The organism is Gaiella sp., from assembly GCF_057140465.1.
The window spans coordinates 1-15,382 of the sequence record NZ_DBNHWK010000006.1; the positions used below are offsets into that span (position 1 = coordinate 1).

Here is a 15,382-nt window from a genome sequence, read left to right on the forward strand (position 1 = left end):
TCCACCTCGACGAACGCCATCGTCACGCGCTGCGTGCGATTCGTGATCGGCTGTGCCTCCGGGTCGGCGGCTCGGATCGATGAGACTCCCAGGCCGACGTGGTGGAAGCACGCGTCCGGGCCGAAGATCGAGCGAGTGGTGAACTGCGGCACCGCGCCCGCGGTCATCTCATCGAACGGCTCCGGCGATCCGTGCGGCGAGCTGCCCCGTCGTGCAGCCGTCGGTGTCCTGCGCCACGAGGTCGATGACACTCACCACCCATCCGCTGCGCTGGAGGCGCGCCTCGAGCGTGACCGCGAAGTTGACGAACGCGAGCGACTCGAGCCCGCCCTCGCCGATGAGCACGACGTCGGGCGTCCTGGAGCCGGGGTCGTCGTCGATCTCGTCGAGCGCCGAGTAGATGTCCTCGAGAGCCTTCCGTTCGATCTCGTCGCTCATCTGCTCCAGTTGCTCCGCCTGGGTCATTCCTCCTCCTCTCAACGCGCTCCCACCGGCACCCCTTCAGCTGCGCGAGCGGGCGCGGCACGCTGCGGCGGGAGGGGGAGTACCTTGGCGGGAACGCCGATCACGGTCGTCCCTGCCCGGACATGACCCATCACGGCCGAGTTCGCCGCCACTGTCGCGTCCTCGCCGATGCGAAGGTCGGGGAGCACCGAGGCGTTGGTACCGATGTACACGCGATCTCCGACGTCGACGCGGGCGTTGACGACCGCATTCGGCGCGATCACGCAGTGCGACCCGACGCGCGAGCCATGCCCGACGATCGCGCCCATGAAGACGACCGATCCCGCGCCGACCGATATGTGTGGGCCGATCGTGGCGCGCGGATAGACGATCACGTCGGGCGCGAGATCCGCGCCGTCGGTGTCCACGCCCGGATGGATCAGCCCCGTGAGCCGTAGTCCGAACGACTCGATCCGCTCACCCGCCGCGACGCGTCGCGGCGCCGTCCGTGCAATGAGATTGACCGCTTCGTCGACGGCCGGATCGGCGTCCTCGAGCACGGAGAACGGCCCGACGACCGGCACCCCGAGCACTGACTCCCCGTGGAGCGCGGAGTCGTCGTCGACGAGGACGATCCGGTCCCATCGCTCCTCGGCCTCGTCGACGCGCAGGGCGAGCCGCACGCCCTCGGGGTTGGACGCTCCGCAGAGGTACAGCGTGCTCATCGGTCGACCCCCACGAGCGGTGCGTCGTCCTTCCGCGGATGGATTCTGTGAGCAGCTCCGACCATCCAGTCCTTGCATGTGTGGCACCGCTCGGGCAGCTCGCCGAACCGGTGCTGCATGTGCAGGCTGCGATACCGGCCGAGCTCGGCCCACAGCTCGATGAGCGGGGTGTCCCAGGCGTTGCCGACCGCCTCGTCCCCCTCGGTGTCGCCGGGACAGCGAGGCACGCGACCGTCCCAGAAGACGTGCATCATCGTCATCGCCCACGGGCACGGGATGCGGTCGTCCGGGTCGATGTTGACGGGTGTCTCGAACCGCCCTCCCCACGAGAGCTTGTTGCGCACCTTCAGCGTCGCCCCGTGTCGGAGCCAGTGCTCCGAGAAGACCTCGACTTCGTGCTCGTTCTCGTCCATCTCGATGAACTGAACCTGTACTTCCAGTCCCGAGCCGCGCTCACGCTTCGCTGCGAGAAACCGTTCGACGTTCTCGTAGACGACGTCGCGTCGTGCGCCAACACGGATGCTCTCGTACGTCTCGGCCGTGAACCCGTCGATCCCGAACACAATCAGATCGGCTCCGGAGTCGAAGATGAGCTCCCCGACGTCGGGCGTGAGAAGCATGCCATTCGTGTTGATGTTGACCGACTGGATGCCGACGGACTTCGCGTACCGCGTCATGCGAACGAGCCGTTCGGGCTCGAGCAGTGGCTCACCGCAGAACGAGAACCAGCACTGCGTCGACGGCGAGTGTTCCGCCACCTGGTCGGCGCATCGCTGCCACAGCTCGAACGGCATGTTCCCCTTGGGGCGGCACATCGACGGGTGGTGACACATCGTGCACGCGAGGTTGCAGTCCGCGCACACTTCGACGGCGAACCGTGTGGGGAACGGGCGCTCCCGCAGCGTGCTCGCAATCTGGCGGAGCTCGGGGTCAACAGTCACAGGATCCCTCCTTTGCTTCCGTCGCTCCTGCTGTTGACGTCTCCTGTCAGTCTCAATCACGGCCGTCGCCGAGGCAATGCGGGAAAGTACTGAACGGGTTGTGAAAATCGCCGCTTGCCAGCCGGTTCCCGGCGACGCCGGCACGCCGTCGTCGGTGCGACGCGTCCCGTCATGCCGTTCGGATGGAGGACGCCCACGACCCGCTGGCGCCGCTACTCGTAGCGGAGGGCCTCGCCGGGCTGGAGCCGGCAGGCGCGGCGCAGGGGGAAGTGGAGCACGAGCACGGCGGCGACGACCGTCGTCACGAGCGCGACGCCGAGAGGCCAGAGCGGGAACCTGAGGGCGAAGCTCGTGTGGAACGCGTCGCCGATGAAGTGGACGAGGACGCGGCCGAGGACGTAGCCGACGCCGATCCCACCCAGCCAGCCGAGCAGCGCGAGCGCGAGGCCCTCGGCCCGGTAGATGCGACGGATCTGGCGCGACCGGGCCCCGAGGCTGCGAAGGATCGCGATCTCGCGCCGCCGTTCGAGCACGTTCGTGGTCAGGGCGCTCACGAGGCCGATCATCCCGACCGCGACGAGCGGCAGGCCGAGCGCCATGATCACGGCGACGATCGTGCGCGACTCCTCGCGCTCTCCGGCGCGCTGGACGTGGCGAAGCGCCGTCCCCACGCCGTACCCGGCGGACGAGAGCGCCTCGACGAGTCGGCCGTTGAGCTGCTCGATCCCGGCCTCGTCGAGCGAGGCGCCGGTGACCCAGTACGTCGACGGGTCGCCCCACCGGTTGACCTCGAGCAGCGTGTCGACGGGGACGAACATCCCTTCGCCGTCGTTGACCATGCGGTCGTCGATCCCGATCACCTCGTAGCGCACGAGCCCGGTGCGGTCCTCGACGACCGCGGTGTCGCCCACGCGGAGGCCGGTCTGCGACACGAGTGCCCGTCCGATCACGGCGACCCGTGCCCGCGCCGCCGCCTCGTCGTCGGAGAACCAGCGACCGTCGAGGAGCGCGTGGTCGTAGATGGTGTCGGCGGGCAGCCCCCAGGCCCACGTGTCGACGCCGCCGACCGCGACGTGGCTCTGGGCGAAGGGCTGGGCGGCGGCCACGCCGTCGACCCGCTCCATGACCGCCTGCGCGTCGGCTCCGAGGGGAAACCGGTCTCCTGACGGCGTGACGCCGAAGACGACGATGTCGCCGCCCTCGAGCTTCTCCGTCTGCTCGCTGATCGCGACGAACGTCAGGCAGACCGCGCCGAAGGCGACCGCCGTGCCGACGGCGAAGGCGACGAGCGCGGCCGTCGCCAGGCTACGACCCTTCCGACGCGTCGCGTTTCGCAGGCCGAAGCGAGTCGGCCGGGGAAGGAGCGTCGCGCGGGCGACGGCCCGGTCGATCCGACCCGTGCCGTAGCGGGCCTCGATGCCCGCCGACGCGAGCGCCTCGCGCACCGGCACGCGGGCGGCCCGCCAGAGCGCCGGCACCGCGGCGGCGGCCGTGAGCCCGAGGCCCACCGCCAGGCTGAGCCCGACGGCGAGCGCGCTCACCTGCCAGCCGGGATCGACGCCGAAGAACCGGCCCCCGAGGAAGCCGACGAGCAGGTTCGCGAGGACGACGCCGACCGCGATCCCGATCGCGGTCGCGAGGCCGCCGAGCAGGAGCGCCGTCGTCAGGAACGTGCGCACGATCGCCCGGCCCCGCCCGCCGACCGCCTTCATGATCCCGATCTCGCGTGTCTGGTCGCGGACGAGCGTCGTCATTGTCGTGGCGACGAGGACGACGGCCGAGAGGAGCGAGACACCGGCGATCACCCAGAACAGGGACACGAAGCGGTCGAAGCCCTCCTTCCCGGGCCACTCGTCGGGCGGGCGCACCTCGGCGATGTCGTTGTAGAAGACCTCCGGTTCGATCCCGGCCAGCCCGGCGCGCACGGCGTCGACCGTGGCAGTGGTCGCAGTCGCGCCGTGGTCGACGAGCCGGGCCTCGATCCGCGTGAAGCCGCTGAACCCCGCGAGGTCGTTGACGACCCGGCTCGGGACGTAGAGCACCGGGTTGCCGTCCGCGACCGTGCTGCCGAACTCCAGGGTCTGCGCGGTGCCGCTGATGACGAGGGGACGCCACGAGCCGTCGGCGGCCCGGACATCGACCCGGTCGCCGATCGAGGCGCGGAGGCTGCCCGTGCGCTCGTTCTGGGCCTCGGCCAGCGCCTCGAGCGTCGCGCGCCCCTCCCGTGGGGCGTCGCCCGAGAGGACGGAGACGACGTTCACCTGCTGGTCGGCGAAGTCGTGGACGCCGACGACCCAGACGCGGCGGAGCCGGTCGCCGACGGCGAGGTCGGTCCAGTAGGTTGCGCGGCCGTCCAGCGCCGCGACGTTCGGGATCGACCGCAGCGACGCGAGCTCGGCGTCCGAGAGCTCGATCCCCCCGGGCTTGAGCAGCACCTCGTGCGCGCGGTCGGTCGCCACCCTGCTCTCGATCGCCGAGTCCATCAGCGACGGTGTCGCGAACAGCCACAGCCCCGCGATCGCCGCCGCGAGCGTGGCGACGGTCAGTGCCGCGCGTGCACGTCGACGGGTGAGCTCCCGCCAGGCGCGGCGCGTGAGCGCGGAGGTCATGGACGCGAGGTGACGACGAGGCCGTCGCAGATCTCGAGGACGCGGTCGGCGCGGGCGCTCAACGAGCGGTCGTGCGTCACGAACACGACGGTCGTCCCGGCGTCGTTCACGCGCTCGATCGCCTCGAGCGTCTCGGTCGCCGTCACGGTGTCGAGATTGCCGGTCGGCTCGTCCGCGACGAGCAGGGCCGGGTCGCATGCGAGCGCCCGGGCGATCGCCGTTCGCTGCTGCTCACCCCCCGACAGCTCGCTCGGGAAGCGGTCGGCCTTGGCCTCGAGCCCGACGAGGTCGAGTCGCGCCCGTGCGCGCTCGGCGCGCTCGGCGACGCGGCCCCGACCGGCGAAGTCGAGGGGCAGCATCACGTTCTCGAGCGCCGTCAACGTCGGCAGCAGCTGGAAGAACTGGAAGACGATCCCGACGGTCGCACCCCGCCAGGCGGCGAGCTCGTTCTCGCTCATCGTCGCCAGGTCGCGGCCGGCGACCGTGACGCCACCCCGCGTGGGGCGGTCGATGCCCGTCATCACGTTGAGGATCGTCGACTTGCCGCTGCCGCTGGGCCCGATGATCGCGAGCATCTCGCCCGCGTCGACGGTGAGGTCGACGCCGCGGAGCGCCGGGAACTCGACGCGTCCCGCCCGGTACACCTTCCACACGTCGTCGAGGTCGACGAGCGGTGTCGCGTCGACGTCGGCGACGGCGTCGTGCCGCCGTTCCGGGATGGGGTCAGCCTGGAGCCGCACACGACCTCCCTTCGGCCGTCAGCGTTGCACGGCACGGCGCGCACACCATCGGGGTTTTTCACCGACCGTGCCACCGGGCGAACTACCGGTGCCGCGGGGCAGGCCTGCTCGCCGGCCGGTCGGTCGGCGCGCGTGACCGTCAGGGCGCCGACGCGTAGAGTCGCGGAACGGGCGACCGGCCCGTGACCGCGACGGAGGAGGCGGCCATGATCGACGCGCGCGAGCGCTACCCCAAGCAGTTCGTCGAGGCCCTCGGCAGGCGGATGGCCTACGTCGAGGTCGGGACGGGCGATCCGATCGTGTTCCTGCACGGCAACCCGACGTCGTCGTACCTGTGGCGCAACGTGATCCCGCACGTCGAGGCGCTCGGGCGGTGCATCGCCCCGGACCTGATCGGCATGGGCGACTCGGCGGCGCTCGACGACCTGGGCCCCGGGAGCTACCGGTTCGAGGACCACCGTCGCCATCTCGACGCGCTGCTCGGGGCGCTCGACGTGACGGACCGGGTCGTCTTCGTCGTCCACGACTGGGGCTCGGCGCTCGGGTTCGACTGGGGCAACCGGCATCGGGACGCCGTGCGCGGCTTCGCGTACATGGAGGCGATCGTGCGTCCGCTCTCCTGGGACGAGTGGCCGGACGCCGCCCGGGGCGTCTTCGAGGGGTTCCGGTCGCCGGCGGGCGAGGAGATGGTGCTCGCGAAGAACACGTTCGTCGAGCGCGTCCTCCCGGGCTCCGTGCTCCGCGGGCTCACCGAGCCCGAGCTCGACGTCTACCGGCGCCCGTTCCGCGAGCCCGGCGAGAGCCGACGGCCGACGCTCACGTGGCCGCGGGAGCTGCCGATCGACGGGGCGCCGGAGGACGTGGTGGCGATCGTGGGGTCGTACGCCGAGTGGCTGGCCGGCTCGCAGGTGCCGAAGCTGTTCGTCAACGCCGAGCCCGGCGCGATCCTCACCGGCGCACAACGGGAGTTCTGCCGCTCCTGGCCGAACCAGCGGGAGGTGACCGTGCCCGGGATCCACTACGTCCAGGAGGACGCGCCCGACGAGATCGGCCGCGCGATCGCCGACTGGGTCGCCGGGCTCGCCTGACCCGCGGCCGGCGCTTCGTGAAGCCGAGGTTGCGGCTCGGCAACGAGAGGCAAGGACGGCCCCAGGAGTGGCAAGGAGCCCCTCTTCGCGGGCCGAACGCCACCTACGATCGGATCGTCGCCTAAAACGACGATCAGTCATGAGTGTTCCTCGCACTCGAATCCGATCAAGGAGAGCGTCACATGCGTCGAGTCTCCGTCGTCGTCGCGTCCGCCCTCGCCTTCGCCGTGCTCGGCACGGCGGCGGCCGTGGCGGCACCGTCGTCGGCCGGAACGGCCCCGACCGTCGTCAACGTCGAGTTGACGGAGATGAAGATCGTCCCCTCGAGGCGCAGCGTCCCTGCCGGCAAGGTCACGTCCCGCGTGAAGAACGTCGGGATGTCGCTCCACGAGCTGGTGGTGATCAGGTCGAACACGGCCCCGGGCAAGCTGCCCGTCAAGAACCACGAGGCGAGCGAGGCCGGGTCGGTCGGCGAGGTCGCCGACCTCCACGCCGGGAAGAGCGGGTCCGTCACGCTCGACCTGAAGAAGGGGAAGTACGTCCTGATCTGCGACATCACCGGCCACTACCAGGCCGGGATGTACATGGGGTTCACCGTCACCTAGGCCGTGCCGCCCCGGGGCGGCGGCGCGTGCGTGGCGGAGCCCCTCAGCCGTCTCCGCCGGGGTCGGTCGGCGGGTCGTCGGTGAGTCCGCGCTCGCGCGCGTACTGCCGGATCACCGAGGCCCGCGTCCGCTCGCCGATGCGCTCGAGCACGTCGTCGTCGACGTCGTAGCCGAACACGGCGCGGAAGATCGCCGGCACCTCGCGGCGGTAGTCGTGGTCGTGCTCGCCGAAGTCCGGGCTGAAGCTCGTCGAGTTCTTCATGTCCGCGAGCACCTGGGCGAACGTGATCACCGGATAGAAGCGCATCGAGGACGCGATCCGCCCGCGGTTCGCACGGCGGTCGGCGAGCCACGGCGGCCGCCGCCAGGCGAGCGACGCCCCGGGGAAGAGCGCGACCGGGTCCTCGGGGTGCGTGTACAGGGCGTACCGCGGCCGGGCGCTCTGCCGCATCACCTCGAGGATGTCCTCGCGGAGCTGCCACTGCGCGGCGTCGCCGGGCAGGAGGTCGAGCTCGTCGAGCAGCGGGTCGAGGAGGAGGCGTGCGTCGTAGGGCAGCCCGATCAGCGTGGCGCTCTCGATCCCGTAGCGTCCGATCGCCTCGATCCCCTCCTGGGCGAGGAGCGCCGCGAGCACCCACGAGCCGAGGCTCTCGCCGTAGGCGAGCAGCCGCGGCGCGCGGTCGAGCTCCCGGCGCCGCTCGAACAGCCGCAGGACGAGCACGCGGTGGATCTCCATCGCCCTCGAGATCGCGCGGCGCGCCCGGTGCGCGCGCTTGTTCGCGTACTGGACGACGACGGTCGCGAGGTCGCCGCCGCTCAGGTGCTCGCACGCCTCGATCGCGACCGGGTTCACGTACCCCGCTCCGGTCGGGCAGGTGACGAGCAGGTCGCGGCGCGCGAACGCCCCCAGCCGCTCGAGCTCCGCGATTGCGAGCGCGGCCTTCTCCTCGGCGGTCTCGCCGTGGTCGAGGCCCACGTAGACGCGGATCGGATCGAGGGCCTCCCGCCCCGTGACGCGCTCGATCTCACGCGCCGACGCGGCGAGGCCGAGGAACTTCCGCCCCTCGCGGTCGAGCGTCTCCCACGGCACGTGGCTGCCCTCGCCGCCGGAGACGGTCGGCAGCCTCCGGTACCGGATCCCTGCCTTCACGAGGTCGCGGGGCTCGGAGAGCTTCGCCCGGAGCGCCTGTGCCGCCGCCCGCGTCGCGAGGCCGAGCCCCACGCCGCGCTCGACCATCACGAGCTGCTCGCGCGGCACCTTCGCGTCGAACAGCGAGAGCTCGATCTCGCTGATCCCGGTGCCGAACGTCACCCCGGCGCTCGCCGACTCGATCGCGTCGACGAGCACGTGGCGCCCTCGGACCCGCGTCGCGAGGACGTAGACGACGCCGACCGACCCGCCGACGACGAGCGCGAGCGGGAGCTTGCGCACGCCGCGGCGCCGTGCGACGCGGTACAAGGTCTCGTCGACGACGAGCGCCATCGCGCCCCCCGCCAGGGCGGCGATCGCCTCGACCAGCACCTGGTCGTGCGTGCTGCGCGGGAGGAGGGAGGGACCGCGCGCGAGCCGCGTCGCCAGGGTCCCCCCGAGGAGCGCCTTGACGAGCGGCCGTCTCGCGGGTGCTCCGCGCGCTGCCACAGACCGATTCTCGCGCTCCGGCGCGGCGGCCTCAAGGCCGTTGCGGCCGGCGGTTCAGCACCGCGGCGCCGCGCGCGCTCGACCGGGGGTGGTGTGCGGTCGCCCGCCGGGTCAGCAGCCGTTCGGGATGACGCCCCGGTCGACCGGGGACGTGCTCCCCTGGGCAACGCCGAACAGGCAGGACGCCGACGTCCCGAAGAGCTTCGGGCCGGCCATGCCCGGTGAGCCGCTGTAGCCCCACGAGTTGACCGAGACGACCGGGCCCGAGCCGCCGGAGAGCGGCTGGATCCACGGGCCGCCCGAGGAGCCGCCGGTGAGGCCGCACTGCGACAGCCACCAGTTGGCCGAGCCCTGCGTCGCCATGCCCTCGGCGCAGTACATGAAGTTCGGGTCCTGGCTGTACGAGTACCCGAGCGCGTGCGTGAAGGCGCCGGTCGCGGGGGCCGAGAAGCTCACCGGGAGGGTGCCTGCCGCGCTCTCGAGGGATTGGTTGCTCCCGCTGCCCGTGTGCGCCCCGGTCGTCGGCACGACGTAGAAGGCGTAGTCCCACGGGATGTTGTCGGGCCAGCTGCGCGACGCCCAGTCGGCGTCGACGACGCCGTACGTCGGGGCCCAGCAGCCGAGCGGGTCGTTCGAGCAGTTGAGGTCGGTGCCCGAGCCGCTCGTCCCCGCCTGGTTCGGGATGAAGAGGACGTTGCGGGCGAACGCCTTGTTGGCGTCGTCGTAGACGCAGTGCGCGGCGGTGAGGATCACGGAGGCGGAGCCGCTCGAGTCGCTCACGGCCGTGCCGGAGCAGACGTAGCCGTTCCAGCGCGTGCCCTTGCGGTTGGCGGGCATCTCGAAGTAGATGCGCCCGGCGGCGGTCTGCACCGCTCCACCGCACGTCCACTCCGCGTCGGCGGTCGCCGTGTCGCAGGTGCCGCTGCCGCTCCCGCCGCCGGTGCTCCCACCGCCGGTGCTCCCACCGCCGCCGGTGTCGACGGTGAACGGCACGAGGGGCGAGGTCGCGGTGTTGCCCCCCTTGGGGCCGTTGTCCTTCGCCACCACGCGCCATCCCCAGCTGCCGTTCGAGAAGCCCGAGAACGAGACGCTCCAGACGTCGTCGCCGCTCGTGCCGGCCGAGAAGCTCTGCGTGCGGCCGTCGGGATACGTGATCACGAACGACACGGACTTGAGGCCGCTCTCGAGGTCGGTGACCTTCGCCGAGAACGTGTACTCGTAGCCGATCGGGTCTGCCCCGGCGCCCGGGTCCATGGCGGAGATCTGCGGCTTCGTCGTGTCCGCCGTCCCGCCGCCGCCGTCGCCGCCGGGCTTGCCGGCCGGCGTCGGCGTCCTGACGGCGCGCACCGACGGGGCCCGCGCCGGGGTGTCGTGCCCGTACGGCTGCAGGGCGCCGCCCTTCAGCCGGAGGTAGGCGAGCCCGCGCTCGTCGAAGACGAGGTCGCGCGGCTGCGCCTGGGCGCGACGCTCGGTGTTCCAGTGGGCGGCGACGGCCGCCGGGTCGGGCGTGTCGCCGTTGCCCGACGCCGAGATCGCCGCACCGGTTCCGACGAACAGACAGGCGAGAGCGAGAGACCCCAGGATGCGCGGGAGATTTCGCATCCGCACATAGTAGGCACAAATTGCGTCCAGGGAAACCCCGGGGCCGCCGGGCGCGCCCGGCGATCCGGGCGAGGGGGCCGTGGGCCGGGCGTCCCGGTCGCCCCGCGGTCAGGGCACGAGGCAGTCGTCGACGGCCGTCGCGTCGGCGGCCGACGGCGGCGACTCCCAGTGCAGCACGACCGACCCGTCACGGGTCACGGTGTCCGCCTGCTCCCCGTCCGCCGTGCCGCCGGCGGAGGAGTCGTAGGCCTCCTCCGTCCGCCGGGCGTCGTCGTCGCTGCGCTCGAAGACGACGACCACCTGGTTCGTCCCGATCTCCGCCCAGACCGCCCCGACCCCGGCCGCCCGCGCGATCGGATCGACGTCGTCCGGGTCGGTCGACGACGAGTAGCCGGTGGCGCTGAGACACGCGGAGAACGAGCCCGGCGTCGGCGGGACATCCTCCCCGAACAGGCCGCACCCGGAGACGCCGAGGGCGATGACGGTGACGGCCGTGATCCCGATCGCGCGCCTCATCGTCCGCACACCCTAGAGATCGGAGCGGCACCGGCGTCGCGGGCGCGGCGACGGCGCCTCCGCGGGCCCCACCTCTCCGATGTCGGTCGGATAACGTCGTCCCCGATCCAGGACGACCACGGAGCGAGGAGCGGAGGCGACATGCAGATCGGGAGGGCCGGAGCCCCTGTGAGCCACATCAGCCAGGCCTACCCCGATCGGGTGGAGGTGCGGGGCCGCGACCTCTGCGGTGACCTGATGGGACGGGTCGGCTTCACGGAGTACGTGCACCTGCTGCTCACGGGCCGCGAGCCGACGGAGGACCAGCGCTTCTTCCTCGACCTCCTGCTCGTCGCGATCGCCGAGCACGGGATGATGCCGACGAACGTCGCCGCGCGGATGACGCTCGCGGCCGACCCCGGCTCGCTGCAGGGGGCGGTCGCAGCGGGGATCCTCGGTGCGGGGCCGGTCGTCCTCGGCACCTCCGAGGAGTGCGCGCGGCTCCTCGAGCAGGCTCAGCGCCGCGTGGCCGCGGGCGAGCAGCCGGCCGCCGTCGCCGCCGATGTCGCGCGTGAGACCCACGCCGCCGGCGGGAAGCTCCCGGGCTTCGGCCATCCGGTGCACCGCCCGGTCGACCCGCGCACCGAGCGCATCCTCGAGCTCGCCGACGCCCGCGGCGTCGCCGGTCCGCACGTCCTGCTTGCGCGCTGCCTGCGCGACGGCGTCGCCGATACGTGGGGGAAGCCCCTGCCGATGAACGTGGCGATGGCGATCGCCGCCGTGATGCTCGACCTCGGCTTCGCGCCGTCGGTCGTGAAGGCCGTGCCGATCCTCGCCCGCACCGCCGGCCTGCTCGCCCACCTGGCCGAGGAGCGGGAGCGCCCGCTCGGGTTCCTGCTGGCGGCGGGGGCGGAGGGCGCGATCGTGTACGAGCCCGAGGCGCCGGACGGCTCCGGCTGATGCTCGCGCCCGACGTCGAATCCCGCGCCCCGGCCGACCAGCTCGCGATCGACGACGCGTCCTACCGCGCCCAGGTCGCGTACCTCCTCGAGCGCTCACCCTTCTACCGCGCGAAGCTGGCGGCGGCCGGGGTCACCACCGCCGAGGAGGCGGGCGGGCTCGACGACATCGGTCGCCTCCCGCTCACCGACAAGCGCGAGCTGCGCGCGACCGTCACCGCCGACGACCCGTTCGGCACCCACCTGTGTGCGGCGCGGCCCGAGATCGTCAGGATCTACTCGACGAGCGGCACGACGGGCGCGCCGAGCTACATCCCGCTGACGGCCGCCGACCTCGAGAGCTGGGTGACCGGGTCGGCGCGCAGCTACGCCGCGTCCGGCGTCGCGGCGGGCCAGCGCATCGTGTCGACCTACAACGCCGGGCCGTTCGTCGCCGGCGCCGCGCTCGCCGCCTTCGACCGCATCGGCCTCTGCCACGTCCCGGTGGGCACGGGCAACACGGAGCGCGTGGTGACGGCGATCGACCGGCTCCGTCCCGAGGCGGCCGTCCTCACGCCCTCCTACGCCGCCTACCTCGTCGAGTGGGCGGCCGACCGGGGCTTCGACCTCCGGGGCTCGAGCGTCGAGCGCGTCCTCGTCGCGGGTGAGCCGGGCGGAGGCGAGCCGGCCTTCCGGGCGATGCTCGAGGAGGGCTGGGGGGCGAAGGTCACCGAGGCGATGGGCATCGGCGACGTCGGCCCCTCGCTCTTCGGCGAGTGCGAGGAGCAGGAGGGCATGCACCTCGGCGCGCGCGGCTTCGTGCACGCGGAGCTGATCGACCCGGAGACGACCGCCGTCCTCGCGCCGGAGGAGGGGGCCCGGGGCGAGCTCGTGCTCACGCACCTCGGCCACCGCGCGGCTCCGCTCCTGCGCTTCCGCACCCACGACCACGTCGAGGTGCGGGCGAGCCCGTGCCCGTGCGGGCGGACGAGCCCGCGCATCCGCTGCCTCGGGCGCACCGACGACATGCTGATCGTCCGCGGCGTGAACGTCTTCCCGTCCGCGATCCGCGACGTCGTGAGCGCGTTCGCCCCCCGCGTCAGCGGCACGATCCTCGTGCGGCCTCGGGCCGAGGGCGTGAAGCAGGAGCCGCCGCTCCCGGTGAGCGTCGAGCTCGCACGCGGCGAGGCCGCCGAGGCGGGGCTCGCCGAGGCGATTCGTGAGAGACTGCGGGACGTGCTCGTGGTGCAGGTGCTCGTCGAGCTCGTCCCGTGGGGAACGCTCGAGCGGAGCGACTACAAGTCGAAACTCGTCGCCTGGTAGCGGAGGTGGAAGAGCCGGTGCGGAAGATCCAGACCCAGGGGGTGCACCACATCACGATCGTCGGCGCCGACCGGCAGACCTCGATCGACTTCTGGGAGGGGGTGCTCGGCATGCCGTTCGTGTTCGAGCAGCCGAACCTCGACAACGCGGCCGAGAGCCACCTCTACTTCGACCCGGGCGACGGCCGCCTGATCACCGTCTTCACGAACGAGGAGCGCGTGCCCGGCCCGAACCCGACGCCGCGCGAGCCGGGGCAGGTGCACCACCTCGCGTTCGCGCTCTCCCGGGCGACGTTCAGGCAGGTCGTCGAGCGGCTCGACGAGCGTGGCGTCGGCCACTCCGGCGTCAAGGACCGGGGCTTCATGGACTCGATCTACTTCGACGACCCCCTCGGGCTCCTGATCGAGCTCGCCTCCTACCGGTTCGAGCCGCCGGCCGGCCACACCCACGCCGACGTGCTGCTCGAGGCGCACCGGATCCGGCTCGAGCGAGGGGACTACAACATCGCCGAGGAGCACCTGGCCGACGCGATCGAGGCGCTCGTCCGGCGATCCCAGCGGTCGCTCTCGGACGACCGCTCGCCGAAGAGCCCGTACCCGTAGCAGGAGACGTCAACGCCGCGAACGGAGGATCACATGGCCGCGAACACGCTGAGCATCCTGAAGCCGAGCGTCAACAACCTCACCGTCCGGGTCTTCGTGCGGGCCGCCGGGCTCGACTTCGAGGAGCAGGACGTCTGGGGCAAGAAGACGACGCCGGAGTTCCTCGCGAAGGACCCGGCCGACCTCACGCCGCTGCTCGAGGAGGAGGGGCTCCCGAAGGGCGCGGTGCACGAGAGCTGCGCGATCATGCAGTACCTGTGCAACCGGCACGGCTTCGACGACCTCTACCCGACCGAGCCGGGCGCCCGCGCGATGGTCGACAGCGCGATGTTCTACCTCGTCGGCACGCTCTACCCGCTCCTCGCCCGCGCGACGTACCCGGCGCTCGGGTTCGGGCAGTACCCGGGCGAGGTGGGGTCCTCGGCCGCCGGCGACGACCTCAAGGAGCAGGCACGGGCGGACGCGGAGGCCGCGCTCGCGGGCCCGCTCGACGTGTACCGCGCCTTCTACCTCGACGGGCGGCCGTTCATCGGCGGCGATTCCCCGTCGATCGCCGACATCCGCCTCGCCGCGTCGCTCGAGTTCCTGCGCGCGATCGACTACGACTTCCCGGCCTGGGCCGAGGAGTACATGCAGCGGGTGGAGTCGACGCTCGGTGACGCCTACGCCGAGCCGGTGGCGGACGTGCGCGGATACATCGACTACGTGCGGTCGCAGAGCGGCTAGCCCGCGCCCGAGGCAGCGGGCCTCGCGGCCGGGTCGGTAGTGACCACCCACTGCGGATGGGCGCCCACCCCGATGGCGCCGGGCGACGCGTGCGCAATCGTCCGTGGGCAGAGCCGAAGGAGGTGGTCGACCATGCAGACCGAGACCTCGGCCGGGGACGGGCGGACGGCGACGGCACGCCGCGCGACGCCGGCCGCCGGGGATGTGACCCGCCTGCAGCTGGATCTCCGGGGGAAGACGATCACGACGGCGATCGCGCTCGCCGCCCACGAGGAGCTGTCGGAGCGGTCGGTCGGGGACGAGATCGACCTCGTCGTCGACGCGTTCCCGGCGATCGCGCCCGACCTCGCGGCGTGGTGCCGGTCGACCGGCACCGAGCTGCTCGACGTCCGCGTCGAGGGGGAGGAGCAGCGGATCACGCTGCGCAAGGGAGAGCCGCCCCGACATGCCGACCGGCGGGTGGCGATCGTCGTGTCGCAGGACGGCCTCGAGGAGCTGCTCTCGCCGCTCGGGTTCGCGCTGGCCGCGGCACTGGAGGGCTCGGCGGTCGCCGTCTACCTCCAGGGGCCCGCGGTGCACGTGCTCGCACCTGGCTTCCGGGCGCGCCTGCGCGGTCTCCAGCGACCGTTCAGCCGCTTCGCGCGGGCCGGGATGGAGCGTGCGGGCCACGTCGCCCCGCAGACGAAGCTGCGGCAGTTGCAGGCGCTGGGCGGTGAGCTGTACGCGTGCGGTCCGTCGCTCGACCACTTCGGGGTCGATCCCGACCGGATCGCGCTCGAGCGGGTGACGGTGTGCGAGTACCTCACGTTCATGGAGGTGATGCAGCAGGCGGACGTGCAGCTCTTCACCTGAGTGCGCAGGCGCGCGGCAGTCGCCGGCTCGACCCGCTGACGGGGCACTCCACG

15 protein-coding genes are annotated in these 15,382 nt (G+C 72.3%); 7 read left to right on the forward strand and 8 right to left on the reverse strand.

The genetic code is table 11. The features are described from left to right. Positions 1-168 precede the first annotated feature (168 nt). The 5 genes from AC162C_RS00435 to AC162C_RS00455 form a co-directional block, all read right to left on the reverse strand. Positions 169-465, reverse strand: a complete 297-nt coding sequence (locus AC162C_RS00435) for a hypothetical protein (protein ID WP_484095830.1) — start codon at positions 463-465, stop codon at positions 169-171. Between the two features lie 11 nt (positions 466-476). Further along, complete coding sequence (locus tag AC162C_RS00440) at positions 477-1,169, reverse strand: LbetaH domain-containing protein (RefSeq protein ID WP_484095831.1); 693 nt, start codon at positions 1,167-1,169, stop codon at positions 477-479. Next, entirely contained in the window at positions 1,166-2,110 is a 945-nt protein-coding gene (locus AC162C_RS00445) for a radical SAM/SPASM domain-containing protein (RefSeq protein ID WP_484095832.1), read from the reverse strand. Before AC162C_RS00445 ends, AC162C_RS00440 begins: the two co-directional genes overlap by 4 nt. A gap of 212 nt (positions 2,111-2,322) precedes the next feature. Then, positions 2,323-4,719, reverse strand: coding sequence for an FtsX-like permease family protein (locus AC162C_RS00450; protein ID WP_484095833.1), 2,397 nt, complete (start codon positions 4,717-4,719; stop codon positions 2,323-2,325). Next, positions 4,716-5,459, reverse strand: a complete 744-nt coding sequence (locus AC162C_RS00455; RefSeq protein ID WP_462972948.1) for an ABC transporter ATP-binding protein — start codon at positions 5,457-5,459, stop codon at positions 4,716-4,718. The genes AC162C_RS00450 and AC162C_RS00455 overlap by 4 nt, the downstream gene beginning before the upstream one ends. Positions 5,460-5,665: 206 nt before the next feature. On the opposite strand from AC162C_RS00455, the gene AC162C_RS00460 reads away from it, so the two are divergent. After that, a complete protein-coding gene (locus tag AC162C_RS00460) occupies positions 5,666-6,547 on the forward strand; it encodes a haloalkane dehalogenase (RefSeq protein WP_484095834.1) in 882 nt (293 codons plus the stop codon). A 182-nt stretch (positions 6,548-6,729) separates the two neighbouring features. Next, the gene (locus tag AC162C_RS00465; protein ID WP_484095835.1) at positions 6,730-7,152 is read left to right on the forward strand and encodes a cupredoxin domain-containing protein; all 423 of its coding nucleotides are present in this window, start codon (positions 6,730-6,732) and stop codon (positions 7,150-7,152) included. 43 nt (positions 7,153-7,195) lie between these two features. Here the strand turns inward: AC162C_RS00465 and AC162C_RS00470 are convergent, their stop codons facing one another. From AC162C_RS00470 to AC162C_RS00480, 3 genes are all read right to left on the reverse strand, one after another. Continuing rightward, complete coding sequence (locus AC162C_RS00470) at positions 7,196-8,791, reverse strand: alpha/beta-hydrolase family protein (RefSeq protein WP_484095836.1); 1,596 nt, start codon at positions 8,789-8,791, stop codon at positions 7,196-7,198. Between the two features lie 111 nt (positions 8,792-8,902). After that, the gene (locus AC162C_RS00475) at positions 8,903-10,393 is read right to left on the reverse strand and encodes a hypothetical protein (protein ID WP_484095837.1); all 1,491 of its coding nucleotides are present in this window, start codon (positions 10,391-10,393) and stop codon (positions 8,903-8,905) included. Positions 10,394-10,501: 108 nt separating this feature from the next. After that, on the reverse strand, positions 10,502-10,909 hold the full coding sequence (locus AC162C_RS00480; RefSeq protein ID WP_484095838.1) for a hypothetical protein: 408 nt from the start codon (positions 10,907-10,909) through the stop codon (positions 10,502-10,504). A gap of 141 nt (positions 10,910-11,050) precedes the next feature. Between AC162C_RS00480 and AC162C_RS00485 the strand changes: the two genes are divergently transcribed. The 5 genes from AC162C_RS00485 (at position 11,051) to AC162C_RS00505 (ending at position 15,329) form a co-directional block, all read left to right on the forward strand. Further along, the gene (locus tag AC162C_RS00485) at positions 11,051-11,848 is read left to right on the forward strand and encodes a citryl-CoA lyase (protein ID WP_484095839.1); all 798 of its coding nucleotides are present in this window, start codon (positions 11,051-11,053) and stop codon (positions 11,846-11,848) included. Beyond that, positions 11,848-13,149 carry a phenylacetate--CoA ligase family protein gene (locus tag AC162C_RS00490; RefSeq protein WP_484095840.1) on the forward strand — a complete coding sequence of 434 codons (1,302 nt, stop codon included), beginning with the start codon at positions 11,848-11,850 and terminating at the stop codon, positions 13,147-13,149. Before AC162C_RS00485 ends, AC162C_RS00490 begins: the two co-directional genes overlap by 1 nt. Positions 13,150-13,166: 17 nt before the next feature. After that, positions 13,167-13,751 (forward strand): VOC family protein, encoded by a 585-nt coding sequence (locus AC162C_RS00495; protein ID WP_484095841.1) that lies wholly within the window; start codon positions 13,167-13,169, stop codon positions 13,749-13,751. A gap of 33 nt (positions 13,752-13,784) precedes the next feature. Beyond that, positions 13,785-14,477 (forward strand): glutathione S-transferase family protein, encoded by a 693-nt coding sequence (locus AC162C_RS00500; RefSeq protein ID WP_484095842.1) that lies wholly within the window; start codon positions 13,785-13,787, stop codon positions 14,475-14,477. Positions 14,478-14,609: 132 nt separating this feature from the next. Beyond that, positions 14,610-15,329 carry a DsrE family protein gene (locus AC162C_RS00505; RefSeq protein WP_484095843.1) on the forward strand — a complete coding sequence of 240 codons (720 nt, stop codon included), beginning with the start codon at positions 14,610-14,612 and terminating at the stop codon, positions 15,327-15,329. Positions 15,330-15,382: the final 53 nt, after the last annotated feature.